Source organism: Sphingomonas melonis DAPP-PG 224 (assembly GCF_000379045.1).
GTDB lineage: Bacteria > Pseudomonadota > Alphaproteobacteria > Sphingomonadales > Sphingomonadaceae > Sphingomonas > Sphingomonas aquatilis.
This window is the reverse complement of the sequence record NZ_KB900605.1, coordinates 838,683-864,415: the sequence shown is the minus strand read 5'-3', so window position 1 is coordinate 864,415 and position 25,733 is coordinate 838,683. Positions and strand designations below refer to the sequence as shown.

The following is a 25,733-nucleotide window of genomic DNA, read 5'->3' as shown; positions in this document are numbered from 1 at the left end:
CGATGCGCCTATGCCAGCGCGTGCGGAACGTCAAAACTGTTCCACGTGGAACATCACTTGCCGATGCAGAAGCGTCCGAACAGGGCGTCGAGCATCGTCTCCGTGGCGTCGATACCGAGGATCGTGGCCAGTGCCCGTCGCGCCAATCGCAGTTGCTCGGCGATGACGAGCGGGTCACCGTCCGAATGTCGTATCGCGTCCAGAGCATCCCGGCACGCCGCGCGTTCGCTTTCGCGAAACGCCAGCGCGTCGCTCCGCGGCACCATGGCCTCCCCCCGCGCTGCAATCAGGCGCCATACCGCCTCGACGCTGGCGGCATCATCCTGCGACACTGCCGCCTGCGTTCCCTCCGCCGCAACCCGGCCAAGCACGTCAGCCCGCGCGTGCAGCCATATCGCATCGTCGCGCGGTGGCGGGGTATCGCCCAGCCACAGCAGCACGTCCGCCGCGACCATCGCATTCTCCGCACGCGTGACGCCGATCTGCTCCACGGGATCATCGCTCTCGGTCAGCCCCGCCGTATCGGTGAGCACATAGACCAGACCGTCCCGCACCACGGTCGCTTCGATCCGATCCCGGGTCGTGCCGGCGATCGGCGAGACGATCGCCAGCTCGCGCTGGCTGAGCAGGTTGATGAGCGTCGACTTGCCCGCATTGGGTGGACCGGCGAGCACCACGCTGATCCCGTCGCGCAGCCGTTCGACGGGTGGGTTGGCCAGCACCGCCGCCAGCTCCGCCGCCAGCGCGCGCTGGCCTTCGACCACCGCCGCCATCGCCGCCGCGTCGTCGTCGACATCGTCCTCATCGGCAAAATCGAGTTGCGCTTCGACCATCGCCGACAGCATCGCCAGCCGATCGAGCCAGCCGCGCACGCGCTGGCTCACCACGCCTTCCGCCGCCGCGAGCGCGGCCACCCGCTGCCGCTCGGTATCGGCGGACAACAGGTCGGCGAGACCCGCAGCCTCGGCCAGATCGATGCGCCCATTCGCCAGCGCCCGGCGCGTGAATTCGCCTCCGACCGCAGGGCGGAGGCCAGGCTGCTCGCCCAGCGCCCGCAGCACTGCTGCGATCACCGCACGGCCGCCATGGCAATGCAATTCGACCAGATCTTCGCCCGTCGCTGTCGCCGGTCCAGGAAAGACCAGCACGAGCGCGCGATCGAGCAGCGCACCCCCGGCATCGCGTAACGCGCGCACCCGTGCCTCACGGGGTGGCGGCAAGGGTCCCGCCAGCGCGGCCACCGCCATCATTGCGTCGGGACCGCTCACCCGGATGACACCAATGCCAGCGGGTGCCGCGCCGCTCGACAGCGCGAAGATCGTCGTCATCAGCTGCCCGAGCCGCCGCCCGTCTTGGTCGCCGTCTCGAACATCTGGCGCCACATCGCAAAGCCCGCTTCGCCCATCGGCGCCCAGCTTTTCATCATGTTCTCGAGCAGTTCGGGGCGGACTTGGCCGTTCATCGTTTCCAGCATCGCGGCGACATAGCGTTCGTGCAGCGGCGTCAGGTCGGGCAGGCCCATCGCGCGGCGCGCCTCTTCCGGGGTCAGATCGACGTCCACCGTTACCTTCATCGCATGCATCCCGTTGCGGCCCTGTGGCGTTTGCCATAGCCCAGCCGGATCGGCTGCGCGAGAGGAGCACCCATGACTGCCACGTCCCGGACGATCACCATCGACACGCTAGACGGCAAAGGCCGTTTCGACACCTATGTCGCCGAACCTGCAAGCACGCCGCGTGCGGCGATCGTCGTCATTCAGGAAATCTTCGGTGTGAACGCCGGGATCCGCAGCAAATGCGATCGGCTGGCGGCGGACGGCTATCTCGCGCTCGCCCCCGACCTGTTCTGGCAGATCGCACCGGGCGTCGAGCTGGACCCCGACGTTACCGACCAGATGCAACGCGCGCTCGACCTCATGGGACAGTTCGATCAGGATGCCGGCATCCGCGATACCGAAGCGACGATCCGCACCGCGCGGGGCATGCTGGCCGATGGCGGCAAGGTCGGGGTCGTCGGCTATTGTCTCGGCGGCCGCCTCGCGTTCATGACTGCGGCTCGTACCGATGTGGACGCCAGCGTCGGCTATTACGGCGTCGGCATCGACGGACTGTTGGGCGAAGCGCATGCGATCGCGCACCCGATGCTGCTGCACATTCCGCAGGAAGATCATTTCGTCGACAAGGATGCGCAGGCCCGCATGCACGCCGGGCTGGACGATCACCCCAAGGTGACGCTGTTCGACTATCCCGGCGAGGACCACGGCTTCGCGACCGAGTTCGGCCAGCGTCGCTCGGACGAGTCGGCGCAGCTGGCCGACCAGCGCACCGCGTCCTTCTTCGCGGCGCACCTCGGATGACACGAAAAGGGGGGCTTCGCGGCCCCCCTCCCCTTATCCGAATAGCTTCATCAGCCCGACATTGGGGTCGACCACCCCTTCGTAGATCATCTTGCCCGCGACATAGACGATCACCGCCAGCCCGACGTAGGCGATCCAGCGATAGCGCTCGATATATTTGGCGATCAGGTTCGCCGCGATGCCCATCAACGCGACCGAGAGCAGCAGCCCGATGATGAGGATGCCGGGATGATCGCGCGCCGCACCGGCGACGGCGAGCACGTTGTCGAGGCTCATCGACACGTCGGCCACCGCAACCGCCCAGGCGGCGGCAGCAAAGCTCTTGGCAGGCTTCAGCCCAGCGGTCTCGTCGCCGTCAACCTCGGGTGAGCCGGCGTTGTGCTCGCCGCGCAGCTCGCGCCACATCTTCCATGCGACCCACAGCAGCAGGATGCCGCCCGCGAAGATCAGCCCGATCACGCCGAGTAGCCAGCTGACTGCCAGCGCGAAGATGATGCGCAGGACGAGCGCGGCAAGAATGCCGATCAGGATGACCTTCTTGCGCTGATCTACTGGCAGGCCCGCGGCCAACGCGCCGACGACGATCGCATTGTCGCCCGCCAGCACGACGTCGATCATCAGCACCTGCACGAACGCGGACAGCGCGGCGGGCGTCGTGATGTTCGAAAAATCGTTGATGATATGCTGCCAGATCTCGGCCGGAGACCCCGGCCCGCTGGCGGCGGCCGCGCTCAGCATGGCGATGATGGACACGTCGTTACTCCCCGTTGATGCCGTGGTGCATACCGCAGCAACGCGCAAAAGCCATCGGCGACGCGTGGATGAGGATTGTGACGTTGTGTTGCTGGTGACGAAGCGCGGGCAACACGTCGTCACCCCGGGCTTGACCCGGGGTCCCGCTATGTCTGCCCGGGACGGTAGAAAAGCGAGCGGGACCCCGGCTCTACGGCCGGGGTGACGGATGGAAGTCGGCGGACGCGGGCGAAGCCCGCGTCGGACGGGTTGCGCCTGGGCGCACCCGCCGGCCGAGCCGGTGCGAGTCCTGCCGCAGCATGCGGCAGGCCGCACTCGGCTGCGGCTATTGGTTCATGCTGTCGAAGAAGTCTTCGTTGGTCTTCGAATTCTTCATCTTGTCGAGCAGGAATTCCATCGCGTCGATCGTGCCCATCTGCATCAGGATGCGGCGCAGCACCCACTGCTTGCTGAGCTTGTCCTTGTCGACCAGCAGCTCTTCCTTGCGCGTGCCCGACTTGCCGACGTCCAGCGCCGGGAAGACGCGCTTGTCGGCGACCTTGCGGTCGAGGACGATTTCGGAGTTACCCGTGCCCTTGAACTCTTCGAAGATGACTTCGTCCATGCGGCTGCCGGTATCGATCAGCGCGGTGGCGATGATCGAGAGCGAGCCGCCCTCTTCGATGTTACGCGCCGCGCCGAAGAAGCGCTTGGGGCGCTGCAACGCATTGGCGTCGACACCGCCGGTCAGCACCTTGCCCGACGACGGCACGACGGTGTTGTAGGCACGGCCAAGGCGCGTGATGCTGTCGAGCAGGATCACGACGTCCTTCTTGTGCTCGACCAGGCGCTTGGCCTTTTCGATCACCATCTCGGCGACCTGAACGTGGCGCTGCGCGGGTTCGTCGAAAGTCGAAGACACCACCTCGCCCTTCACGCTGCGCTGCATGTCGGTGACTTCCTCGGGTCGCTCGTCGATCAGCAGGACGAGCAGGAACACCTCGGGATGGTTGTCGGTGATCGCCTTGGCGATGTTCTGCAGCATCACCGTCTTACCCACACGCGGCGGCGCGACGATCAGCGTGCGCTGGCCCTTGCCCTGCGGCGAGACGATGTCGATGACCCGCGCCGACTTGTCCTTCTGCGTCGGATCGGCGGGATCGAGCGTCAGCTTCGATTCCGGATACAGCGGCGTCAGGTTGTCGAAGTTGACGCGGTGGCGGACGGCTTCGGGATCGTCGAAATTCACCGAGGTGAGCTTGGTCAGCGCGAAATAGCGTTCGCCATCCTTGGGCGCGCGGATCTCGCCTTCGACGGTATCGCCCGTGCGCAGGCCGTGCTTGCGCACCTGATTGGGAGACACATAGATATCGTCCGGGCCGGCGAGGTAGTTCGCTTCGGGCGAGCGCAGGAAGCCGAAGCCGTCCTGCAAAACCTCGATCGTGCCGAGGCCCATGATCTGGTCGCCATTTTCCGCCTGCACCTTCAGGATCGCGAACAGCAGATCCTGCTTGCGCAGCGTCGAGGCGCCCTCGACCCCCAATTCCTCGGCCATGCTGACCAGGTCGGCGGGGGTCTTCTTCTTCAAGTCTTTAAGATGCATGGAATAATCCGAATGCGTAGGCAGTGGGGAGAGGCTTCAGATCGGCGAAGGAACCGCAGCGACGAACAGCCGGAGGAGGAACGCGGAGCCACCGGGCGGCGGCTCTACGCGTCGGCAGGAGGTAAGAGGGCCCAAGGCCCCCGTCAAGCGCAGAACAGCGTCGCGCCGATCAGAACGGCTTTACGAACACCAGCACGACGATCACCGTCGCCAGCAGCGCCGGCACCTCGTTGATCATGCGCAGCGTGCGGCCATCGAGCCGCATCTCGCCGCGCGCCAGCCTTTTGGCATAGCCGACCGCCCAGCCGTGATAGCCCGACAGCAGCAGCACGAGGGCGAATTTGGCGTGCAGCCACCCCGCGCCCCAATGCTGGCCCACGGTGGCGAGCGTCAGGCCGAGTATCCACACTACGATCATCGCCGGCGTCAGGATGATGCTGCGGATCTTGCCCTCGCGCTCCACCCACAGCGCCGCCTCGTCGCTGCGCCCCGCCGCCAACGCCTCCTGATGATAGACGAGGTAGCGCGGCAGCATGAACAGGCCCGCCATCCAGAAGATGACGAAGATCACGTGCGCCGCGACGATCCACAGATAGGCGCCTGCCAGGGCTTCCATTACGCGCTCCTTACCCGTTGGATCAGATGTTCGACATGCGCGATCGGGGTGAACTGGCCGATGCCATGGCCGAGGTTGAAGACGTGCGGCCGGTCACGGAAGGCGGAGAGCGCCCGGTCGATGCCCGCGTCCAAGGCCGCACCACCGGCGAGCAACGCCAACGGGTCGAGATTGCCCTGCACCGGCAACCCCTGCGGCAGCACCGCGTCTGCCCAGGCCGGATCCACTGTCTCGTCGAGCCCGATCGCGTCGACGCCAGTCTCACGGGCATAGGCGGGGAGCTTGCCCCCTGCCCCCTTGGGAAAGCCGATGATGACCGCGTTCGGACACCGCGCCCGCAGCCCGGCAACGATCGCCGCATTGGGCGCGATCACCCAGCGTTCGAACTGATCCGGTGACAGCGATCCTGCCCAGCTGTCGAACAGCTGCACCGCCTCCACCCCGCTTTCGATCTGCCGGGCGAGATAGTCGATCGTCATCGCGACGATCGCATCGATGATCGCGCCGAACGCAGTCGGGTCGGCATAAGCGAAACCGCGTGTCTCGCCATGATCCTTCGACCCCTGCCCCGCCACCATATAGGTCGCGACCGTCCAGGGACTGCCGGCAAAGCCCAGAAAGGTGGTCTCAGGCGGCAAGGCAGCGGCCACCCGCTCACAGGTCGCATAGACCGGCTCGAGGCGCTGAGGCACCCGTTCCAGCGCACCCAACGCATGATCGACCAACGGCGGGGTCAGCCGCGGTCCCTCGCCCGGGCCGAACGTCAGCTCCTGCCCCAGCGCCCAGGGCACCATCAGGATATCGGAGAACAGGATCGCGCCGTCGAAACCGAAGCGGCGGATCGGTTGCAGCGTCACCTCGGCTGCCGCGACCGGATCGGTGGCGAGCGCCAGGAAGCCGCCCTTCTCCGCCCGCAACGCGCGATACTCGGGCAAATAGCGGCCCGCCTGACGCATGAGCCACATCGGCGGCACGGCCGGCTTCGCACCCTTCAGCGTGGCGAGCAGCGGCTTGTTCACAGGATCGGTCAGCGTCCTTCTTCCTATAATAAGATTCTTAGAAAGGATGATGAAGTGATTGGCACGTGGAATACGGGATAAGCGGATTCATGCCCTAATCACCCACAGGTTGACGGGCAAGGACACCCGGAATCGTGTCGATTCGGTTCGCCATGTCCCCGTTTTCCACGATCTGTGGATAAAAACGTGCCATGTTGGCGAACATGTGGATGAAATGCGGGTTGTCCACGGCGTTGGGGTCGCTTGGCGGACCTGCCGACTTGTCCTATCGATCATCCCCATGTTGTCCACAGGTCTGCCCCGGAGGTCGCGATGATGCGCCTCCACCTCCACCTTCTATCGGACTCGACCGGTGAGACGCTGGAGAACATCGCGAAGGCCGCGCTCGCGCAATATGACGACGTCGAGACCGTGCGCCATTTCTGGCCGATGGTGCGCACCGAGGCGCATCTGGAGCGCATTCTGCAGGAGATCGCGCAAAACCCCGGGCTGGTGATCTTCACACTGGTGAACGCCGCGACCCGCCGCATCCTGGAGCAGCGGTGTCTGGCGCTCGGGTTGCCGGCGGTGGCGCCGCTCGATCCGGTCAACGATGCGCTGTCGGGCTTGCTTGGCCAGCAGGCAAAGGCGCGGCCGGGGCGTCAGCATGCGCTCGACGCCGCCTATTTCGCCCGCGTCGATGCGATCCAATGGACGATCGCGCATGACGACGGCATCGCGCACGAGGATTGGGAGGAAGCGGATATCGTCCTTGCCGGCGTGTCGCGGTCGTCGAAGACGCCGACCTCCATCTATCTCGCCAATCGGGGATGGAAGACCGCGAACATCCCGATCGTCGTCGAAAGCCCGCCGCCGCGGATGCTGTTCGACCTGAAGCGCCCGCTCGTCGTCGGGCTGACGACCAGCGCCGACCGGCTGATCCAAATCCGGCGCAACCGCCTGCTGTCGCTCAACCAGATGCCCGATACGGCCTATGTCGAGGAGGAAGCGGTGACACGCGAGATCGCCTTTGCGCGGCGGATGTTCGCCGACAACGGCTGGCCGGTGATCGACGTGACGCGCCGTTCGATCGAGGAGACGGCCGCGGCGATCATCGCGCTGGCGAATGAGCGGAAGGGATGATGTGTCCGTCTGCTTTGTCTTCGTCATCCCGGCGCACGCCGGGATCCATGGTTCCGACGCACTCAATTGTAGCGCGTACCATCAGCGGCGCGCGTCCATGGATCCCGGCATGCGCCGGGATGACGAGTAAAAAGGTGTTGGCATGACCCCCCTCCTCCTCGCCTCGCAAAGCGCGTCGCGCCGAGCGATGCTCACCGCCGCGGGCGTTCCGTTCGACGCGACTGCGGCGGGCGTCGACGAGGATGCCGCCAAGGCGTCGCTCGCCGGTCGATCGCCGCGCGACCTGGCCGATGCGCTTGCCGAATTGAAGGCGGTGAAGGTCAGCCTGCGCCATCCCGACCGGCTGGTGCTGGGCAGCGACAGCGTCGTCGCGCTTGCCGATGGTCGCCTGCTCGACAAGCCTGAGAGCCGTGAACAGGCGGCCGAGCATCTCGCCGCCATGTCGGGCACCCGCCATGAATTGTGGAGCGCCGCGGTGATTGCCGAAGCCGGACGCCCGGTCTGGCGCCATGTCGAGGCGGCGCGGATGCATGTCCGCCCCCTCTCCCCCGCCTTCATCCAGGCGTATCTCGACCAGGAATGGCCGGCGATCAGCGGCTGCGTCGGCTGCTATCGGATCGAAGGGCCCGGCGCGCAGCTGTTCAGCCGCATCGAGGGGAGTCAGTTCACCGTGCTGGGGCTGCCGCTGCTCAACGTGCTCGACTATCTGCGCGTCCGCGGGATGCTGCTCGCATGAACGGCGATCGCGCGCTGGCCATCATCGTGGCGGTGATCGCCGGCCTCGGCCTGCCGTTCGCGGCGATGGCGATCCTGTTTTCGCCGATGCTTTATGATTCACCGAATGCGGGTGGCTGGCCACTGACCGTGCTGTTCGTCGGCCTGATGTCTGCCTTGCCCTGCCTGATCGGGGCGCTGGTCCTCGGCATCGTCGCGGCGCTGGCAAAATTCGCAGCGAAACGTCGCCCGTTGCTGCTCGCCGCCATCCTCGCGCTTGCCGCGCCGGTCGTGCTGATCGGCGTGGGCGCGCTCACCATCGACCTCGTCTGCGACGGTCGATTCGAATGCCGGAACCGTTCATGACCCCTTATGCAGACGTGATCGGCGATCCGATCGCCCAGTCGAAATCGCCGATCATCCATCGCTTCTGGCTCGATCAGCTGGGCCTCGACGCCGACTATCGCAAGACGCTGGTGACCACCGACGACCTGCCGCGCTTCTTCGCCGAGCGGCGCGACGATCCCGCCTGGCGGGGCTGCAACATCACGATGCCGCACAAGCTTGCCGCGCTCGACCATGTCGAGGATCGCGGGGACGTGCGCGGCGGTATCGGCGCGATCAACACCGTCTTTCGCCCGGAGGACGGCGCGCTGGTCGGGACCAACACCGATGCGGGCGGCTTCTATGCACCGATCGCGGGGTTCGATTTCGCCGATCGGCCGGTCACGGTGATCGGGGCTGGCGGCGCGGCGCGCGCGGTGCTGTTCGCGCTCGCCCGGATGAACGTGGGGCCGGTGACGCTGCTCAACCGCAACGTGTTGAAGGCGGGGGTGTTGCTATCGTCCTTCGGCCTCAAGGGGCAGGCGCTGCCTTTGACCGCACCGGTGCCGCCCGACACGGCGCTGCTGGTCAACGCCAGCACGCTGGGCATGACCGGCCAGCCCCCCCTGCCCGTCGATCTGCCTGACCTCGACGACGATAGCGTCGTGTACGACATCGTCTATTCGCCGCTCGAAACGCCGCTGCTCGCGGCGGCGCGCGCGCGGGGACTGGAGACGGTCGACGGGCTCGAGATGCTGATCGGCCAGGCGGCACTGGCGTTCGAACTGTTCTTCGGCGTCGCACCCCCGCGCGACCGCGACGAGGAGCTTCGCGAGGCACTGCTGGCGTGACCGCTCCGTCGATGGCGCACCCGCTGATCCTCGGCCTCACGGGCTCGATCGGTATGGGCAAGTCGACGGTTGCCAGTATGTTTGCCGACGAGGCGGTGCCGGTGTTCGACGCTGACGCGACGGTGCATCGCCTGCAAGGCCCCGGCGGCCGCGTCGTCGCCGCGATCGAGGCGGCGTTTCCCGGCACCACGTCGGATAGGGGTGTAGACCGCGCGAAGCTGTCGGCGGCCGTCCTTGGCGATGACGACGCGATGCGCCGGCTGGAGGGGATCGTTCATCCTGCCGTGGCGGAAGAGCGTGCGGTTTTCCTCGCCGCCAACGCCGATGCGCCGTTCGTCGTCTTCGACATTCCCCTGCTCTTCGAAACCGGCGGCGACGCGCATGTCGATCGGATCGCGGTCGTCTCGGCAGCCCCGGAGGTGCAGCGCGCGCGCACGCTCGCCCGCCCCGGCATGACGCCCGCCAAATTCGACGCCATCCTCGCGCGCCAAATGCCCGACGCGGAGAAACGCGCGCGCGCCGACGTCGTCATCGCCACCGATGTCGCGATCGACCAGACGCGAGAGGCCGTCCGCCGCGTCATCGCTTGCATGAGGGCCGAAGCAGGCGGATAAGAGGGTAATGCGTGAGATCGTCTTCGATACCGAGACCACCGGCTTCAAATTCAGCGAAGGCGATCGGTTGGTCGAGATCGGCTGTGTCGAGATGGTCAACCGGGTCGAAACCGGCCGCACTTTCCACGCTTATTACCATCCCGAACGCGACATGCCCGCCGATGCGGAGCGCGTTCACGGCCTGTCCGCGGCATTCCTGTCGAAGTTTCCGGTGTTCGCCGAGGGCGTGGCGGAGCTGCTCGACTTTCTGGGCGATGCGCCGCTCGTCGCGCACAACGCCTCGTTCGACTTCGGCTTCCTGAACGGCGAGCTGGGTGCACTCGGCTTCCCGCCGATCTGCCACAAGACGCGGATGGTCGACACGCTGCAGATCGCGCGCAGCCGCCATCCCGGCGCCAAACATACGCTCGATGCGCTTTGCACCCGCTACGGCGTCGACCGGTCGCACCGTGTCCACCATGGCGCGCTGCTCGACGCGCAGCTGCTGGCGCAGGTCTATGTCGAGCTGATGGGCGGACGGCAGATCGGCCTGGGGCTGGTCAGCGAGGTCGCGACCGCGGACACGCTGGCGCCGGTCGTCCGCCGCCCGGTCACGGTACGCCCGCCGCGCACCTTTCGCCCGTCCGAGGCGGAACTTGCCGCTCATGCGGCATTTGTTTCCAAGTTGCAGGATCCAATCTGGGGGGTCGCGGCGTTCGATTAACGCCAACCGGGCAAAGGCCAACAGGTCAGCCCCTATCAATGGAGAAGACGATGGATATCCGGATTTCTGGTCATCAGGTCGCAACCGGCGACGCGCTCAAGAATCATGTGAGCGACCGGCTTCAGGGTATCGCCACCAAGCATTTCGCGCGCGCCATTTCGTCCGAAGTGACGTTTGGCAAGGGGCCGCATGACGTCGGCTTCCGCTGCGATATCGTGGTCCACGTCATGAAGGGTCTGGTGCTGAAGGGCAGCCACCAGGCGCAAGAGGCGCACCTCGCGTTCGACGGGGCAGCCGAAAAGATCGAGAAGCAGCTGCGTCGCTACATGCGCCGCTTGAAAGACCGGCACGCCAGCGAGGCGGCGGCCATTCAGGACGACATGGGCTATGACAATGCGGGCTATACGCTGTTCCAGGAGCCGGCAGCGAGCGAGGACGATGTGGGCGACGCGCCGCTCATCATCGCCGAAACGCGCGTCGACATCCCCGATGCCAGCGTGTCGGATGCGGTGATGATGCTCGATCTGCGCAACACCGCCGCCCTGTTGTTCAAGAATGCAGGCACGGGCGCCTACAATATGGTCTATCGTCGCGGCGACGGCACCATCGGCTGGGTCGAGCCGCAGCGCGGCAGCGTGCAGGCACAGCAGCCCGCCGCAAGCTGATCTTTCCACCCCCCGCCGGTACTGTTACGGGCCCGGCGGGGCCCTTTTCTTTTATTCGAGACCGGGATGAACGACTTCAGCGATCTGCTGCGCCCCGAGGCGGTCTATAAGGACGTCGCCGTCGCGCATAAAAAGGCCCTGTTCGCGCAGCTTGCGACCGCGGCCGAGGGCCTGGGCATCGACGGTCGCCTGACCGCCGAACTGCTGGCGGCGCGTGAAAAGATCGGCTCGACCGGCTTTGGCGGCGGAGTCGCCATCCCGCATGCGCGCCTGCCCGATCTGCCCGCGGTGACCGGCGTCTTCATGCGCCTTGCCCAGCCGATCGAATTCGACGCGGTCGACGATCTGCCCGTCGATCTGGTGTTCATGCTGCTGTCGCCGGTCGATGCCGGTGCGGATCACCTGAAGGCGCTCGCCCGCGTGTCGCGGCGCTTACGCGACCGGACGTTCCTCACCAAGCTGCGCGGCGCGGGGTCGCCTGATGCGCTCTACGCATTGTTCACCGCCGACGCGGCGCGCGACGCAGCGTGAGCGGGACGGCCGACGACAGCGGCGCACAGGCGCATTATCGCAGCCTCGAATCGCTCTACGCTGCCGCACCGATCAACCGCCTGTTCGAATCACGGCTGGAAATTGTTGCGGCGGGCGTCGCGCGCATCCACTTCCTGATCGGGCCCGAACATTATCATGCGGCCGGCGCCGCGCATGGCACTAGCTATTTCAAGATGTTGGACGACGCCGCTTTCTATGCGGCGAACAGCCTCGTCACCGACCGGTTCCTGCTGACGACGGCGTTCAACCTGCTGCTTACCCGGCCGATGAAGGCGGGGCCGGTCATCGCCGAAGGGCGCTGGATCAGCGGCAAGCGCCGCGTCTACGTCGCCGATGCGCGGCTGATCGACGCCGATGGCGAGGAGGCGGCGCGCGGCACCGGCACGTTCATGCGCTCGCAGATCGCGCTGTCCGGCCTGCCCGGCTATCGCGCCGCACCGTGAGCGATCGGCTGCCGACGCATCTGGTGGTCGGGGCGCTGCTGCGCCGGGTCAACGATGCGGGCGGCATGGCGATGGTGCGGGCGAAGGGCGATCCGCAAGGGGGCGCAATTCTGCTGCTGATCGAATCCCGTTCATCTCCGGTTCGGGTTCTCGAACGCACGATCGATTTCGATGGCGTGGCGATTCTAGCCGAATCGGTCCCGCCCGATGGTGCCGAAGCCTATTGGCGGCGGCGGTGCAGTCGCGACCCCGATCTATGGGTCGTCGAACTGGATATCCCGGAAGCCGAACGGTTCGCCGCTGAAACGATCCTGTCGAATTGACTCGTGACGGATGTGTGACGATGGCTCGCGCACGTTGAATGCGCGTTGTGCCGCGCCTGGGTGCGATCCGGGTCGGTGACGCAGTCGGGGGGATGCCCGGACGATCAGCCTGACTGATCGGGTCCGTGGTCCAACCGCATATCGAATACGTTGATGACGATTTTGCAGCGCGCCGCGGCCATCGCGGTGATGTCTTTCTCTCTGGCGGGCCTGATCAGCCACAGCTCGCCGGTCCGGGCCTCGGATCTGAATCGCACCGCGATTCCCGCGCCGACCGCCCCCTCCACCGATCCGGTCGTTCCGGCATCGGTCCCCGTCTCTCCCGCTCCCGTTGCCGCGACGTTCGGACCCGCCAAGCCGGTGGTCCAGCCGCTCCCCACGGTTGAAGCCAGCGAAGACGAAGAGTATAACAGCCTCGCCGAAGCCGTTGCCGCGCAGGACAGCGCCGACGTCGACGAGACGCAGCGCTGCCTCGCCGGCGCGATCTATTTCGAATCGAAGGGCGAACCGCTCGCGGGCCAGCTCGCCGTCGCCAACGTCATCATCAACCGCTCGAAGTCGGGCCGCTTCCCCAGCGATATCTGCTCGGTCGTGAAGCAGCGCGGCCAGTTCAGCTTCGTGCGCCACGGCGAAATCCCGGCGATCGACGAAGGCCGCGCGACCTACCGCACCGCCCTCGCCGTCGCGCGCGTCGCGCTGGATGCGGCCTGGGACAGCCCGGCTCCCAAGGCGCTGTTTTTCAACACGCCGAACCGTCGCCCCGGTGCCAATGTCACCAAGATCGCAATGATCGGCAACCACGTCTTCTATCGCTGATCCGCAACGGGGCGCTTGCCTCGTTCGCTGAATGTTCTAAACCGGAGTCATGCTCGACATGGCTCCGGTTTCTTGCGTTGAGGGGGGTGATCCCGCGATCTGCGCCGCCGACGTCGCGCGCGGCGTCACGCGGATGCTGCTGCGCCACGACCTCGTCACCATTCCCGAAGTTCCGCTGGAGGGCGGCCGCCGCGCCGACCTGATGGCGATCGACGCGCGTGGGCAGTTGGTGATCGTCGAGATCAAGGTGTCGCGCGCCGACCTGATGGGTGATGGCAAATGGCCGGACTATCTCGGTCACTGCGACCGGTATTATTGGGCGGTGCCGGCGGGGTTCGATACCGCGCCGCTGGACGGTGCGGCGTTCCTGCCGGAGCGGACGGGCGTGATCGTTGCGGATCGCTACGACGCGGCGATCCTGCGTGAGGCGCATAGCGTGCCGCTGGCCGCGCACGTTCGCAAACGCTGCACCCTCGCCTTCGCGCGGCGCGCGGCGCGACGGCTGACGGGACTCACCGACCCGGAGGCGTTCGTCTGAGCGAAGTCAGAGCTGGTGGCCGGTCCGGTCCCGCTTCGTCGCCAGATAGCGTGCATTATGGGGATTGGGCGGCAGCGCATGCGCGACGCGTTCGATCACCGTCACGCCCGCCGCTTCCAGTCCCGCGACCTTGGCCGGATTGTTGGTCAACAGCCGCACGGTGCGCTGCCCCAGCAGCGACAGCATCCGCGCCGCCACGCCGAAATCGCGCGCGTCGATCGCAAAGCCCAGCCGCGTGTTGGCATCGACCGTATCGAACCCCTGATCCTGTAACGCATATGCGCGCAGCTTGTTGACCAGGCCGATCCCACGGCCTTCCTGTCGCAAATACAACAACATGCCCCAGCCCTGCGCCTTGATCGCCTCGATCGCCGCACGCAGCTGCGGTCCGCAGTCGCATTTCAGGCTGCCGAGCACGTCGCCGGTCAGGCATTCGCTATGCAGGCGGACCAGCGGCGGCGATCCATTGGGCTGGCCAACCAGAAGTGCGACATGTTCGTCGCTCGAATCGGGCGAGCGGAACGCGACGATCTCGGCTTCCTCGGCGCCGTCGACCGGCAGCCGGGCGCGCGTCGCGAGACGCAACGCGCCGGATGCCTGATGCGCGTCGATCGCGGCCGGATCGATCGTCACCTCCGCGCCGATGCCGTCGAGGACGAAGGCCGGCAGCAGTCCCGCGATCCGCGCCAACCGGATCGCCGCGAGGCTCGCCGCCGGGCGATCGATCGCCATCGTGCGGAACGGCCCTTTCAGCGGCGTCGCGAGATCGAATTGCGGATCGGCGAGCGCGACCGCGGTAGAAAAGTCGAGCCACGGCGCCGGCTCGATCGCGACCGGCGTGTCGGGATCGGCGGCGGCGAGCTGGTTGGTCAGCTTCAGCGTCGCGGCGCGGCCGTTGGAGATGAGCAGCGGGAATGTGCCACCGCCCGCGAAGGATTCGAGCCCGATCGGATCGGCAGTCTCGACCGCGAGCAGGGGCAGGGGGGCCTCACCCGGCGCGGCGATGGCGATCGGCCAGCCGCGGCGCAGCGCGTCGATCGCGCGCGCGACATCGCGGGCGGACGCGCTCATCAGAAGGCGAACTCGGTCAGGATCGGCACATGGTCCGATGGGCTCAGCCAGCTGCGGCAGGCTTCGTGGACGACGTGCGCCGTGGCCTTCTCCGCGACGTCGCGCGTCGCCCACATATGGTCGAGCCGGCGGCCGCGGTCGTTCTTGGTCCAGTCGGGCGAGCGATAGCTCCACCACGTGTGAAGGCGCGCGGGGGCGGGGTGGAAATGCCGCCCCAGGTCGACCCAATCGTTCGAGGCCTGGAGGCGATCGAGCGCCTCGACCTCAATGGGGGTGTGGCTGACGACCTTCAGCAGCGCCTTGTGGCTCCACACGTCGCTGGGCAGCGGCGCGATGTTGAAATCGCCGGTCAGGATGGTCGGCACGTCGAGCGTTTCCGACCAGCGCGTCATCCGTTCGACGAAGTCGAGCTTCTGGCCGAATTTGGGGTTTACGTCGCGATCGGGAACGTCACCGCCGGCGGGGACGTAGACGTTTTCCAGCCGGACGCCGTTGGGCAGGCGGACACCGACGTGGCGCGCCTCCTGGTTCGCCTGCCAGTCGAAGCGATCGTCCTCGATCAGCGGCACGCGGCTGAGGATCGCGACACCATGGTGCATGCGCTGGCCGTGGATGACGATATGGTCGTAGCCGAGCGCGCGGAAGGCATCGAAGGGGAAGTCGGCGTCGATGACCTTGGTTTCCTGGAGGCACAGGATGTCGGGTTCCACCTCGCGCAGGAACTGTTCGACGATGGCGATCCGGAAACGGACCGAATTGATGTTCCAGGAGACGATCTTCACGCCGGTGCATCTAGGCGGGGGCGGGGAGGGGGGCAAGGTTCGGGCCGACCTTGGGGCCGTATGCGCCATGCGCCTTCCGGTCGCCCTGAGCTTGTCGAAGGGCAGCTCTCCCCGAGCTTCACGCTGGTGGCAACGTGCCCTTCGACAGCGTCAGGGCGACGGGAGAGGGGGCGCGTCATCGGCCAAGCCCATGACGTCGAACGGGCTGCGCCCGCCGGCCGGTTCATGCGGGCTTGCCCCGCATGAACGGAAAGGCCCTCGCTCCGGGGGCATGGAGCGAGGGCCGACCTAGCGTTCGTCACGCAGGCGGGAAGTGGTTGATGGTCATCCGGGCAACAGGGGGAAAAAATCCCGAACGCCCCACATCCGCGAGGACGTCTCTAGGCCAGCAAACCTGTCGGGTACATGAATGAACCCGGCTCAGCGGACGTTCGGCCTCCGCGGATCGTTCCATTTGAACGTCTGGTCGCTCACCGGCACGCCGAATCGCTGATTCGACAGGCGAATCGTCGTGCGGTTGTTCTGGCTGTCGAGCGCGACCCAGCCCTGCAGCGCGAGTCCTGCCGGGGCCGCCGAGTCGCGGGCGAAGATCAGCGTGATCTTGCCATATTCGGGGTGCTTGGGATCGTTCGCCTCGACCGAGACGACGCGGTCGTTGCCCGTCTGGACGAGCTTCGCATAGCGGGTGATGTCGCGCGTCGGATCGAGCAGCACGCCCAGCGGCGAATTCTTGATCGGCCAGCGCTGCACCTGCCGCACCGAATAATCGATGAAGGTCAGCGCGCCGCCTTCCGCCACGATCAGGATCGGCACGCCCTTTTCATACTGGAAGCGCAGCTTGCCCGGCTTCTTCAGCGTGAACGTACCGGTCAGCACCTTGCCGTTGCGGTCGGTCTGCGTGAAGTCGGCGGTCATCGTCTCGACCGACTGGAGGTGGCGCTGCACCGCGGCGAGGTCGCCGGTCGCCTGGGCGGGCAGAGCGGCCGGCGCGACGAGCGCGATCGGCAGGGCGAGAGCAAGAGCGTATCGGGTCATGCGGGTCCTGATGCGGGGAAGGCGTTGAACCGGCCCTTAACTGTCGGGGCGGGTGTTGGTGCCGGGAACATGGACGACGTGAACACCCAAAAGAAACCGATCGGTTCGTTTTTGAAGGTGATGTCGTGGGCCCATCCTCACCCTTCCGCGGCTGCGCCGCTCCCTCCCTCTCCCAACGGGAGAGGGAAGAGCCGCCATAGGCGGCTCAGGGTGAGGGTGGGTGCGGCACGGCCGGGGTATGAGGGCGGTGATTCTCATTCATCGTTTGATCGCAAGTGCTTAAATGTCACCCGATCCATCACTTCCCCAGCAGGTTCGCCTGCCAGAACATCAGGCTGGTCCAGAACTGATAGTCCTGGTTCTCCTTCTTGGCGTAGCCATGGCCTTCGTCCTTGGCGAGCAGGTGCCAGGCGGGCACGCCATTGGCGCGCACCGCGGCGACCATCTGATTGGCTTCCGAGGCGGGCACGCGGGGGTCGTTGCCGCCGGTGACGACCATCAGCGGGATTTTGAGCTCCTTCGCGCGGGTGAGCGGGCTGATCTCGACCAGCTTGGCGCGCTGGGCGGGATCGCGCTCGTCGCCATATTCGACGCGGCGCAGGTCGCGGCGATAGCTTTGCGTGTTTTCGAGGAAGGTGACGAAGTTGGAGATGGCGACGATGCAGTTCGCCGCCTTGAACCGGTCGCCGTACCGGATCGCGAGCGCGTAACACATATAGCCGCCGTAGCTGCCGCCGGTCTCCGCGATCCGCTTCGAATCGATGCGCGGGTCCTTGTCGAACCGGTCGAGGAAGGCGCCGATGTCCTTCACCGAATCCTCGCGCTTGAACGGCCCGTTGTCGAGCGCGACGAAGCGCTTGCCGAACCCGGTCGAGCCGCGGACGTTGGGGTAGAAGAGCGCGATGCCCAATTCGTTGAGCAGGTAATTGTTGCGCCCCAGGAATCCGGGGGTCGACTGCCCCTCCGGTCCGCCGTGGATGTTGAAGAGGAGCGGGCGCTTGCCCGGCCAGCGCTTGGGATCGGGACGGTAGAGGAAGCCCGACACGGGTTCGCCGTCGAAGCTTTTCACCTCGACGAATTCCGGTTCGACGTTGCGCGCGGGATCAAGGCCGCCGGTTTCGCTCGCGGTCCAGCGCGTCACCGTCAGCGACGCGGGATCGAGCGAATAGGTGTCGGTCGGCGCCTTGGCGGAATTGAGCGAGAAGCCCAGCGCGCCCCATGGCGCGAATGCCACGCCGCCGATGCTGCCGGCGGGCAGCGGCACGGTGCGGGCGCGGCGGCTCGCGATGTCGAGCAGCTTCAGCCGGTCGATGCCCGCTTCGTTGACGACATAGGCGATGGTGCGGCCGTCGTCCGAAATGTCGAAAGCGTCGACGTCCCACTTCGGTTCGGGGGCGACCGCGGTGAAGCGGCCCGTCTTCGGATCGATCGTGCCGAGGCGCTGGAAGTCCGATCCCTCGTCCGACGTGACCCACAAGGTGCCATCGGGCGCGAACTTGGCCTCGCCATAGGCGATGGCGGCGGCAGGATCGCCGATCGGTGTCATCGCGCCGGTCGCGACGTCCATCCGGTACAGGTTGGTCTTGTTGACCGAGCGATATTCGGTGACGACCGCGGTCTTCGCATCGGGTGCGAAGTCGCTGATCGCCCAGCCGCCGCCCTTCACCTGCGCGACCAGCCGGTCGCTCTTCGGATTGCGCGGATCGATGACGTAGAGGTCGTTGTCCGCGCCGTTGCGCCGTGTCGACGAATAGCCGAGCCAGCGGCCGTCATGGCTCCAGGCGTTGATCGCGTTGCGGCTCTTGCCGTCGGTCAGCAGCGTCAGGCGGCCGTCCCGCAGCGTGTAGAGCTGCCAGAATTCGCTGCCGCCGACGTCCTTCTGCACGACCATCACGTCGCCGCGCTTGGGCGCATAGCTCGCGCGGGCGATCGCATCCGCCTCGAACGACAGCTGGCGGCGCGCGCCCATCGGCATCGCGACCTCGTGCGCCTGCACCGTATTGCCGAAGCGCGTCGCGATCAGCACGCCGCGCGTCACCGGATTCCAGCCGCCGAACGCCGACGAGCGCGATTCCATATAGGGCCGCGTCGCATCGGCCAGCGCCTGCGGCACCGGCGGGATACCATCCGCCTGAATCGCGGCGGGCGGAGCGATGGTGGCGCTGTCCTGCGCCATGGCGGTGCCGGCCAGCAGAAGCGCGGCGGCGGCGGCGATGCGTTTCATCGAATGATACTCCCCGGTGTATTATGTCTTAGCTACACCTTGCCAGCTTGGCGGCGGGGATCAAGGAAAATGGCGATCGGGGCGCGGGGCCATCAGGCGTGGCCGTTGCAAACTGCGCGCGTGACGCTGCGGCTGGCGATGTCGTACGCGACGCTGATCTGCATACAGCCGCCATCCGACATGGAGGGCAGGTCGATTGGCTTCGCGAACCACCGGCGGCGGCCGGCGGGGGTTTCGGCGGTCAGAAATTGGGTCTCCTGACGGTCCATCTCGGCGTTCTCTTCGGGCGTGCAGGGCCGCGTCTTAAAGTCGTCGGTCAGGAGGTCGCACCCCTCGCGCGGGTCGGACGGCAGCGAAGGCAGGATATAGGTCGCGACAACATGCGTCGCCTCCGACCAGGCATAGTTGCGGCCGTAGGCGGCGAAGGGCCAGGCTTTCTGGGGCAGGACGATACTGCGCTCGATCGCGTCCATCACCGCCTGCTCGCGCGACGGGGGTAGGATGGCGGACGCGGGGGTCGAAAGCAGTGCCAGCATCGGTAGCGCCTGGACCGAACGTGTCGTAGCGCTGATGCGTGTCATGATCGATGCCCCTGCGGCGTGAGCGCGCCATCATGCCGGCGTCCTGCTTTGCATCAAGGGGGTTCAGCTTGAACGCCAGCGTAACGGTCGGCAAACCTGACGTATATGACGTATATGACGTATCCGATCCACCGTTACCGCGCGTTCGCCGATCTCACCCGCACCGAAGTCGAATTGCTCGGCACGCTTGGCGAGGGCGCGGTGGTGCGCCGGCGCGGCGAAGTCTTCCAGCGCGAAGGCGATGCGGTAGGCGGCTTTTACCTGCAGCTGAAAGGCTGGGTAGCCTCGTCGATCATCCTGCGCAGCGGCAACCGCCTGATCCAGAAGGTGCATCTGCCCGGCGACATGCTGGGTACGCCGACGATGGTGCTGTCGGAGGCGGCGGACACGCTGACCGCGATCACCGAATCGGTGACCGCCCTCGTGCCCTATGCGCGGTTCGGGCGGTTGTACCTGACGGCGCCGCGGCTCGCTGCGCTGTTCACGGTGGCGGTGCAGATGGAGCGGCTGGCACTGATGGATATGCTGGCGATCACCGGCAATGCCTCGGCGCGCGAACAGCTGGCGCGGCTGTTGATCGACCTGCACACCCGGCTGACGCCGATCGGCATGGTGGAGGACGATGCGTTCGACCTGCCGCTGACGCAGGAGGTGATCGGCGATCTGCTCGGGCTGACCGGGGTCCACGTCAACCGCACGGTGCGCGCGCTGGAGGACGAGGGACTGATCGCGCGGACGGGGCATCGTGTGCGGTTGCTCGATGTCGATCGCCTGCGGCAGCTGTCACCGCTGCCGCCGCGCCAGCCGGCGTTCGAGCCGGCGTGGCTGCCGGCGGCGCGGTAGGGCTTCATCGACTCGTAACCCCGGCGGCATAGAAGGCGTCGGATGGATACGCACCCGACGTTTCGCGTGACGGTCGATATGGATCGCGGCTGCTTCGAGACCGCGATGCAGGGCTTCTGGACGCTGGAGACGCTGGCCGATTTCCGTCGTGCGCTGGAGGATGCGGTTGCCCGTATCCGCGCAACGGGCCGCGAGCCGGTCAGCCTGTGCGACTATTCGGGTGCGATGGTGCAGAGCCAGGAGGTCGTGGCGGGATTCATCGCGATGATGGCCGATCCCGCGGTGCGATCACGACGCGTCGCGGTCTACACGGGCGCCGCGCTCACCAGGTTGCAGGCCGAGCGCGCCAATCGCGACCATGCCGAATTCCGCTACTTCGAGGACCGGGACGCGGCCTTGGCATGGCTGTTCTCCCCGGAAGGGGCCTGATCCCCCGCCTCAGATCGCGTGGCCTTCGGTATCGCGCAGCACTTCGCGGCGGCCGACATGGTCGGGGCGGCCGACGATGCCGTCCTTTTCCATGCGTTCGATCAGGCGCGCGGCCGAATTGTAGCCGATGCGCAGCTGGCGTTGCAGCCAGCTGGTCGAGGCCTTTTGCGATTCGCACACCAGCTGGATCGCGGCGCGATACTGCTGGTCCTCGGCGGTGTCCTCGCCTTCCGGCGCGCCGTCGAGCGCGAAGCTGTCCTCGGGCTCTTCGGTGACCGAGCTGATGTAATCGGGCTGGCCTTGTGCGCGCCAGTGATCGGCGATGGCGCGTACCTCGTCGTCGCTGACGAAGGGGCCGTGGACGCGGACGATGCCCTTGCCGCCGGGCATATAGAGCATATCGCCGCGGCCCAGCAGCTGTTCGGCGCCCTGTTCGCCCAGGATCGTGCGGCTGTCGATCTTGCTGGTCACGTGGAAGCTGATGCGCGTCGGCAGGTTCGCCTTGATGACGCCGGTGATGACGTCGACCGACGGACGCTGCGTCGCCATGATCAGGTGGATGCCCGCCGCGCGCGCCTTTTGCGCCAAGCGCTGGATCAGGAATTCCACCTCCTTGCCCGCGGTCATCATCAGGTCGGCAAGCTCGTCGACGATGACGACGATCTGCGGCAGCGGTTCGTAGTCGAGCTGCTCTTCCTCATACACCGGCTGGCCGGTGTCGGGGTGGTAGCCGGTCTGGACACGGCGGCCGAGGCGTTGCCCCTTCGCCTTCGCCGCGCGGACCTTGTCGTTGAAGCCCGCCAGGCTGCGCACGCCGACCGACGACATCTGGCGGTAGCGGTCCTCCATCGTCTCGACCGCCCATTTGAGCGCACGCACCGCCTTGGCGGGATCGGTGACGACCGGCGACAGCAGGTGCGGGATGTCGTCGTACATGCTCAGTTCGAGCATCTTGGGATCGATCATGATCATCCGGCACTGTTCAGGCGTCAGCCGGTAGAGCAGCGAGAGGATCATGCAGTTGAGGCCGACCGACTTGCCCGAACCGGTGGTGCCGGCGACGAGCAGGTGCGGCATGGGGGCGAGATCGGCGATCACCGGATCGCCGGCGATGTTCTTGCCGAGGATGATCGGCAGCTGCGCGGCCTGATCCTCGAACGTCTGGCTGCCGACGAGTTCGTGCAGACTGACCGATTCGCGCTTCTGGTTGGGCAGTTCGATGCCGATCACGTTGCGCCCCGGGATCACCGCGACGCGCGCCGAGATCGCCGACATGTTGCGCGCGATATCGTCGGCGAGCGCGATGACGCGGCTGGCCTTGATGCCCGGCGCCGGCTCGAGTTCGTACATCGTCACGACCGGGCCGGGGCGCACTTCGTTGATGACGCCGTGCACCTTGAAATCGTCGAGCACGTTCTCGAGCAGGCGCGCGTTGCGCTCCAGCGAGGCCTTGTCGATCGTGCCCTTCGGCGCCGGCGGCGCAGGGGTCAGCAGGTCGAGCTGCGGCAGCGTATAGCTGTGGCCGAGGTCGAGGCTCTGCTGCTTGGGCTTGGGCTTGGCGGCGGAGGGCGCGAGATTGCGGTCGGCGATGTTGGGGGCGGGACGTGGGTCTGGCGTCGCGATCGCGCGCGGTTCGACGACCTTGCGCGCGAGCTGGAGCGGTTCCTCGTCCCCGTCGTCATAGGCGTCGTCGTACAGATCGTCGCCATCGTCATCGGCACCGATCGCGTCGCCACGCGTGCGGCGCAGGCGGAAGCGGCGGTCGCCGAGGTCGGCGTCGAGGCTCTTGGCCCAGATGACGATACCGGCGATGCCGACGATCAGGCCGATGCCGCGTGCCGCCCAGCGCTCTGCGCCCGGCTGGCCGATGAAGGACAGGCCCCATTCCACCGCCTTCGCAATCGACAGGCCGGCGACGCCGCCCCAGCCGGCCGGCAGCGCCAGCACCGACGCATCGGACACGAAGGCGAGCGCGGCGGCGATCAGCGCCACGCCAATCGCGGCATTGCGCAGCATCGCGAGCCAGCGCCCCGCGGGCCGATCGCGCCACAGCCGCGCGGCGACGATCGGCGCGATCGGCAGCAGCAAGGCGACCGCCGGGCCGAACAGCGTGAGCGCAAGGTCGGCGAACCAGGCGCCGGGCGGGCCGGCGAGATTTTGCACCGGGCCCCCGGAGGCGGTGTTGAGCGCGGCGTCGCTGGCGCGATAGCTCGCCAGCGCGAGCACCATCACTGCGGTGGCGACGAACAGCGCGATCGCGGCGACCAACGCGCCGCCCCGCACGGCGCCCGCCTTCACCGTCTCACGCAACAGCCCTGGCTGCGCACGGCTCGCCATCGCTCGATTCCTTCAATGTTCCGAAAAGTTAACGCGGGTTCATCGGCCGATGGCGCGATTCCGTCAAGATGGCGGGCCGATCGCCTGCTTCACCCGTTCGCCCTGAGCCTGTCGAAGGGCGCGTGCCACCAGCGATGCGCTCGTGGGCCGCCCTTCGACAGTGAGCAGGTGAAACCATCCCCCGGATGGTTTCAGCCGAGCCTGGGAGGCTCGGCAACCTGCTCACCAGGTGAACGGGGATGGGCAAAACAGTTCAGGGACAAGGCGTCGGCTACGAAGCGTCGGACCCGTTGGATCGCCGCTACCGCCGCCGCCCGCCAACCCATTGAATAGCGGAGACGAATGCGGCCGACCACATTCCCGCTGTCCTACACGCCCCATCCGTGTCACCCCTGCCCAGGCTCTGTCTCACCGCAGGCCCCCCGTTTCGAAAAACACGTGCGTCGGCGTGACTTTTGTGACTTTCCGAACCGCTCCCCCGCCGGGAACAACGCCTGCCCTACGACCGTAGGGAGCGTTGGCACGGTGCGCGGCGACCTGTAGGGGGATGCACATGAATTCGGACGTCATCATCCTCGGCGGCGGCCTGGTCGGCGCCACCCTCGCACTGGCGCTCGACGCGCATGGGGTCACGAGCATCGTCGTCGATCCCGCCGACCCCGCGGTGGTCCACGCCCCGGGCTTCGACGGGCGCGCGTCGGCGATCGCCAGCGCGAGCGGGCGGATGCTGGATGCGATCGGCGTGGGCAAGGCGCTGGCGGGCCAGGGCTGTGCGATCCGGCATATCCGGGTCAGCGACGGGCTGGCGCCGGGCAAGCTCGATTTCCGGCCTGGCGACAACGATGATCCGCTCGGCACGATGTACGAAAACAAGGCGCTGCGCGCCGCGCTGTTCGCCGCCGCGACCGCTGCGACCCATGTCGACCTGCGCATGCAGACGCGCGCCACCGATCTGGTACGCGGCGAGCATCAGGTCACCGCGACGTTGAGCGACGGCACCACCGTCACCGCGCCGCTGGTGATCGTGGCGGAGGGGCGCAATTCACCGACGCGCGAGGCGGCGGGGATTCCGGTGGCACGCTGGCAATACGACCATGCCGCGATCGTCGGCGCCTTCCACCACGAATATCCCCACGAAGACGTCGCCTACGAAATCTTCTACCCCGCCGGCCCGTTCGCGCTGCTGCCGCTGCCCGACGACGACATCGGCCATCGATCGGCGATCGTCTGGTCGGTGAAGGGCGCGGATGGGCCCGGCATGATGAAGCTGGGCGACCGCGCCTTCCTGGCAGAGGCGACCAAGCGGATGGGCGGGTTCCTGGGCGAACTCAGCGCAGCATCGCCGCGCGCAAGCTATCCGCTGGGCTTCCACCATGCCGCGCGGATCACTGCGGAGCGGCTGGCGCTGGTCGGTGACGCTGCGCACGGCATCCATCCGATCGCGGGGCAGGGGCTGAACCTGGGCCTGCGCGACGTCGCGACGCTGGCGGAAGTGTTGGTCGAGGGCAAACGGCTGGGGCTGGACCTGGGCGATCCCGCGCTGCTCGAACGCTATCAGCGCTGGCGTGGGCTCGACACGTTCATGGTTGCCGCCGCCACCGATACGCTGACGCGCTTGTTCGGCATTCCGGGCAAGACGGCGCGCGCGGTGCGTCGCTTCGGCATTTCCGCGGTCGATCGCCTGCCGCCGCTGAAGGATCGCTTCATGGCCGAGGCGCGGGGCGAAAGCGGCACGTTGCCCAAGCTGCTGCAGGGCCTGCTGGTGTGAGCGAGACGCCGGTCGATCCGGCGAAGCGGGCACCCGCGACGCCGCTTGCCCGCGCGCAGGCGGGCGTGACGCGCGCCATGGGCATCGCCGTCGTCGTGACGGTGGCGCTGGCGCTGATCGGCTACGCCCGCGGCGATGCGATGATGCTGGAGGCGCGCGGCTGGACGCTGGGCGTCGCGCTGCTGACGCTGGGCTTGTGGGTGGCGGCGGCGATCGGCGACGTCGCGCGGCGGCGCTTCGCTTCGGCGAGCGCGATCGATGGCGGCGACGGCGTCGACCCGCGTGTCGATGCGGCCAATGCCATCCTGCGCAACACCGCCGAACAGGCGCTGCTCGCCGCGATCGCTTATGGCGCGCTGACGCTGCTCGACGATCATGCCCGCGTGGCCGTTGCGCTGTTCGCGGCCTGTTTCTCGGCCGGGCGGCTGCTGTTCTGGAGCGGCTATCGCGACGGCGCGGCGGCGCGCGCGCTGGGCTTCGGCCTGACCTTCTACCCCAGCGTCGCCGCGCTGCTGATGGCGGCGCTGGCGCTGCTGCGCTAATCCGGCCCCTGTCTGCCGCAGCGGGCAACCGGCTCGTCGCAGGCGTAACCCGCACATTCCGCGGTTAATTTGACTTTAGCGCTTTGGCCCCACAACGCTGCCACCCTGACGCCGGGGGGACGCGGCGCAC

The 25,733-nt window shown here is 67.1% G+C and carries 29 protein-coding genes; 17 read left to right on the top strand and 12 right to left on the bottom strand.

Annotated elements, in window-relative coordinates; genetic code table 11:
• Nucleotides 1–53 precede the first annotated feature (53 nt).
• On the bottom strand, nt 54–1,328 hold the full coding sequence (mnmE, locus tag SPHME3_RS0104310) for a tRNA uridine-5-carboxymethylaminomethyl(34) synthesis GTPase MnmE (protein ID WP_017980510.1): 1,275 nt from the start codon (nt 1,326–1,328) through the stop codon (nt 54–56).
• Entirely contained in the window at nt 1,328–1,573 is a 246-nt protein-coding gene (locus SPHME3_RS0104305) for a DUF6489 family protein (RefSeq protein ID WP_024310317.1), read from the bottom strand. Before SPHME3_RS0104305 ends, mnmE begins: the two co-directional genes overlap by 1 nt.
• A gap of 72 nt (nt 1,574–1,645) precedes the next feature.
• On the opposite strand from SPHME3_RS0104305, the gene SPHME3_RS0104300 reads away from it, so the two are divergent.
• A complete protein-coding gene (locus tag SPHME3_RS0104300) occupies nt 1,646–2,356 on the top strand; it encodes a dienelactone hydrolase family protein (RefSeq protein WP_017980512.1) in 711 nt (236 codons plus the stop codon).
• Between the two features lie 33 nt (nt 2,357–2,389).
• Here the strand turns inward: SPHME3_RS0104300 and SPHME3_RS0104295 are convergent, their stop codons facing one another.
• The 4 genes from SPHME3_RS0104295 to hemE all read right to left on the bottom strand — a co-directional run bounded on the left by SPHME3_RS0104295 (nt 2,390) and on the right by hemE (nt 6,272).
• Nucleotides 2,390–3,094, bottom strand: coding sequence for a TerC family protein (locus tag SPHME3_RS0104295; RefSeq protein ID WP_029720500.1), 705 nt, complete (start codon nt 3,092–3,094; stop codon nt 2,390–2,392).
• A gap of 340 nt (nt 3,095–3,434) precedes the next feature.
• Complete coding sequence (gene rho / locus SPHME3_RS0104290) at nt 3,435–4,691, bottom strand: transcription termination factor Rho (protein ID WP_024310316.1); 1,257 nt, start codon at nt 4,689–4,691, stop codon at nt 3,435–3,437.
• A 169-nt stretch (nt 4,692–4,860) separates the two neighbouring features.
• Nucleotides 4,861–5,307, bottom strand: a complete 447-nt coding sequence (locus SPHME3_RS0104285; protein WP_017980515.1) for a CopD family protein — start codon at nt 5,305–5,307, stop codon at nt 4,861–4,863.
• Nucleotides 5,307–6,272: a uroporphyrinogen decarboxylase gene (gene hemE, locus SPHME3_RS0104280; RefSeq protein WP_231292095.1), complete on the bottom strand. Its 966-nt coding sequence runs from the start codon at nt 6,270–6,272 to the stop codon at nt 5,307–5,309. Before hemE ends, SPHME3_RS0104285 begins: the two co-directional genes overlap by 1 nt.
• Before the next feature lie 366 nt (nt 6,273–6,638).
• Between hemE and SPHME3_RS0104275 the strand changes: the two genes are divergently transcribed.
• The 12 genes from SPHME3_RS0104275 to SPHME3_RS0104215 all read left to right on the top strand — a co-directional run bounded on the left by SPHME3_RS0104275 (nt 6,639) and on the right by SPHME3_RS0104215 (nt 13,991).
• Nucleotides 6,639–7,448: a pyruvate, water dikinase regulatory protein gene (locus SPHME3_RS0104275; RefSeq protein WP_017980517.1), complete on the top strand. Its 810-nt coding sequence runs from the start codon at nt 6,639–6,641 to the stop codon at nt 7,446–7,448.
• Between the two features lie 142 nt (nt 7,449–7,590).
• A complete protein-coding gene (locus tag SPHME3_RS0104265) occupies nt 7,591–8,184 on the top strand; it encodes a Maf family protein (protein WP_017980519.1) in 594 nt (197 codons plus the stop codon).
• Nucleotides 8,181–8,528 (top strand): hypothetical protein, encoded by a 348-nt coding sequence (locus SPHME3_RS0104260; protein WP_017980520.1) that lies wholly within the window; start codon nt 8,181–8,183, stop codon nt 8,526–8,528. Before SPHME3_RS0104265 ends, SPHME3_RS0104260 begins: the two co-directional genes overlap by 4 nt.
• Nucleotides 8,525–9,337, top strand: coding sequence for a shikimate dehydrogenase family protein (locus SPHME3_RS0104255; RefSeq protein WP_020486635.1), 813 nt, complete (start codon nt 8,525–8,527; stop codon nt 9,335–9,337). The genes SPHME3_RS0104260 and SPHME3_RS0104255 overlap by 4 nt, the downstream gene beginning before the upstream one ends.
• Before the next feature lie 11 nt (nt 9,338–9,348).
• Nucleotides 9,349–9,951: a dephospho-CoA kinase gene (coaE, locus tag SPHME3_RS0104250; RefSeq protein WP_017980522.1), complete on the top strand. Its 603-nt coding sequence runs from the start codon at nt 9,349–9,351 to the stop codon at nt 9,949–9,951.
• 7 nt (nt 9,952–9,958) lie between these two features.
• Nucleotides 9,959–10,654 carry a DNA polymerase III subunit epsilon gene (gene dnaQ / locus SPHME3_RS0104245; RefSeq protein WP_017980523.1) on the top strand — a complete coding sequence of 232 codons (696 nt, stop codon included), beginning with the start codon at nt 9,959–9,961 and terminating at the stop codon, nt 10,652–10,654.
• A gap of 50 nt (nt 10,655–10,704) precedes the next feature.
• Entirely contained in the window at nt 10,705–11,319 is a 615-nt protein-coding gene (gene hpf, locus SPHME3_RS0104240; protein ID WP_024310314.1) for a ribosome hibernation-promoting factor, HPF/YfiA family, read from the top strand.
• A 66-nt stretch (nt 11,320–11,385) separates the two neighbouring features.
• Nucleotides 11,386–11,850 carry a PTS sugar transporter subunit IIA gene (locus SPHME3_RS0104235; protein WP_017980525.1) on the top strand — a complete coding sequence of 155 codons (465 nt, stop codon included), beginning with the start codon at nt 11,386–11,388 and terminating at the stop codon, nt 11,848–11,850.
• Nucleotides 11,847–12,314: a PaaI family thioesterase gene (locus tag SPHME3_RS0104230; protein WP_017980526.1), complete on the top strand. Its 468-nt coding sequence runs from the start codon at nt 11,847–11,849 to the stop codon at nt 12,312–12,314. Before SPHME3_RS0104235 ends, SPHME3_RS0104230 begins: the two co-directional genes overlap by 4 nt.
• Nucleotides 12,311–12,637: a DUF1491 family protein gene (locus SPHME3_RS0104225; RefSeq protein WP_017980527.1), complete on the top strand. Its 327-nt coding sequence runs from the start codon at nt 12,311–12,313 to the stop codon at nt 12,635–12,637. Before SPHME3_RS0104230 ends, SPHME3_RS0104225 begins: the two co-directional genes overlap by 4 nt.
• Nucleotides 12,638–12,790: 153 nt before the next feature.
• A complete protein-coding gene (locus SPHME3_RS0104220; RefSeq protein ID WP_017980528.1) occupies nt 12,791–13,453 on the top strand; it encodes a cell wall hydrolase in 663 nt (220 codons plus the stop codon).
• Between the two features lie 49 nt (nt 13,454–13,502).
• Nucleotides 13,503–13,991 (top strand): MmcB family DNA repair protein, encoded by a 489-nt coding sequence (locus SPHME3_RS0104215; RefSeq protein ID WP_017980529.1) that lies wholly within the window; start codon nt 13,503–13,505, stop codon nt 13,989–13,991.
• A gap of 6 nt (nt 13,992–13,997) precedes the next feature.
• Here SPHME3_RS0104215 and ribA read toward each other — a convergent pair whose 3' ends face one another.
• The 5 genes from ribA to SPHME3_RS0104190 all read right to left on the bottom strand — a co-directional run bounded on the left by ribA (nt 13,998) and on the right by SPHME3_RS0104190 (nt 19,684).
• Nucleotides 13,998–15,062 (bottom strand): GTP cyclohydrolase II, encoded by a 1,065-nt coding sequence (gene ribA, locus SPHME3_RS0104210; protein ID WP_017980530.1) that lies wholly within the window; start codon nt 15,060–15,062, stop codon nt 13,998–14,000.
• Entirely contained in the window at nt 15,062–15,844 is a 783-nt protein-coding gene (locus SPHME3_RS0104205; RefSeq protein WP_017980531.1) for an exodeoxyribonuclease III, read from the bottom strand. Before SPHME3_RS0104205 ends, ribA begins: the two co-directional genes overlap by 1 nt.
• Nucleotides 15,845–16,264: 420 nt before the next feature.
• Nucleotides 16,265–16,879 (bottom strand): LolA family protein, encoded by a 615-nt coding sequence (locus tag SPHME3_RS0104200; protein ID WP_017980532.1) that lies wholly within the window; start codon nt 16,877–16,879, stop codon nt 16,265–16,267.
• A 298-nt stretch (nt 16,880–17,177) separates the two neighbouring features.
• Nucleotides 17,178–19,103, bottom strand: coding sequence for a S9 family peptidase (locus SPHME3_RS0104195; RefSeq protein WP_017980533.1), 1,926 nt, complete (start codon nt 19,101–19,103; stop codon nt 17,178–17,180).
• Between the two features lie 92 nt (nt 19,104–19,195).
• Nucleotides 19,196–19,684 (bottom strand): hypothetical protein, encoded by a 489-nt coding sequence (locus SPHME3_RS0104190; RefSeq protein WP_020486636.1) that lies wholly within the window; start codon nt 19,682–19,684, stop codon nt 19,196–19,198.
• A gap of 114 nt (nt 19,685–19,798) precedes the next feature.
• Here SPHME3_RS0104190 and SPHME3_RS0104185 point away from each other — a divergent pair, with 114 nt between their 5' ends.
• The gene (locus SPHME3_RS0104185; RefSeq protein WP_231292064.1) at nt 19,799–20,527 is read left to right on the top strand and encodes a Crp/Fnr family transcriptional regulator; all 729 of its coding nucleotides are present in this window, start codon (nt 19,799–19,801) and stop codon (nt 20,525–20,527) included.
• Between the two features lie 42 nt (nt 20,528–20,569).
• Nucleotides 20,570–20,956: an STAS/SEC14 domain-containing protein gene (locus tag SPHME3_RS0104180; RefSeq protein ID WP_017980537.1), complete on the top strand. Its 387-nt coding sequence runs from the start codon at nt 20,570–20,572 to the stop codon at nt 20,954–20,956.
• 9 nt (nt 20,957–20,965) lie between these two features.
• Here the strand turns inward: SPHME3_RS0104180 and SPHME3_RS0104175 are convergent, their stop codons facing one another.
• The gene (locus SPHME3_RS0104175) at nt 20,966–23,293 is read right to left on the bottom strand and encodes a DNA translocase FtsK (protein WP_018250578.1); all 2,328 of its coding nucleotides are present in this window, start codon (nt 23,291–23,293) and stop codon (nt 20,966–20,968) included.
• A 553-nt stretch (nt 23,294–23,846) separates the two neighbouring features.
• Between SPHME3_RS0104175 and SPHME3_RS0104170 the strand changes: the two genes are divergently transcribed.
• On the top strand, nt 23,847–25,061 hold the full coding sequence (locus SPHME3_RS0104170) for a UbiH/UbiF/VisC/COQ6 family ubiquinone biosynthesis hydroxylase (RefSeq protein WP_017980539.1): 1,215 nt from the start codon (nt 23,847–23,849) through the stop codon (nt 25,059–25,061).
• Nucleotides 25,058–25,603: an MAPEG family protein gene (locus SPHME3_RS0104165; protein WP_017980540.1), complete on the top strand. Its 546-nt coding sequence runs from the start codon at nt 25,058–25,060 to the stop codon at nt 25,601–25,603. The genes SPHME3_RS0104170 and SPHME3_RS0104165 overlap by 4 nt, the downstream gene beginning before the upstream one ends.
• The last annotated feature ends 130 nt before the right edge of the window (nt 25,604–25,733 follow it).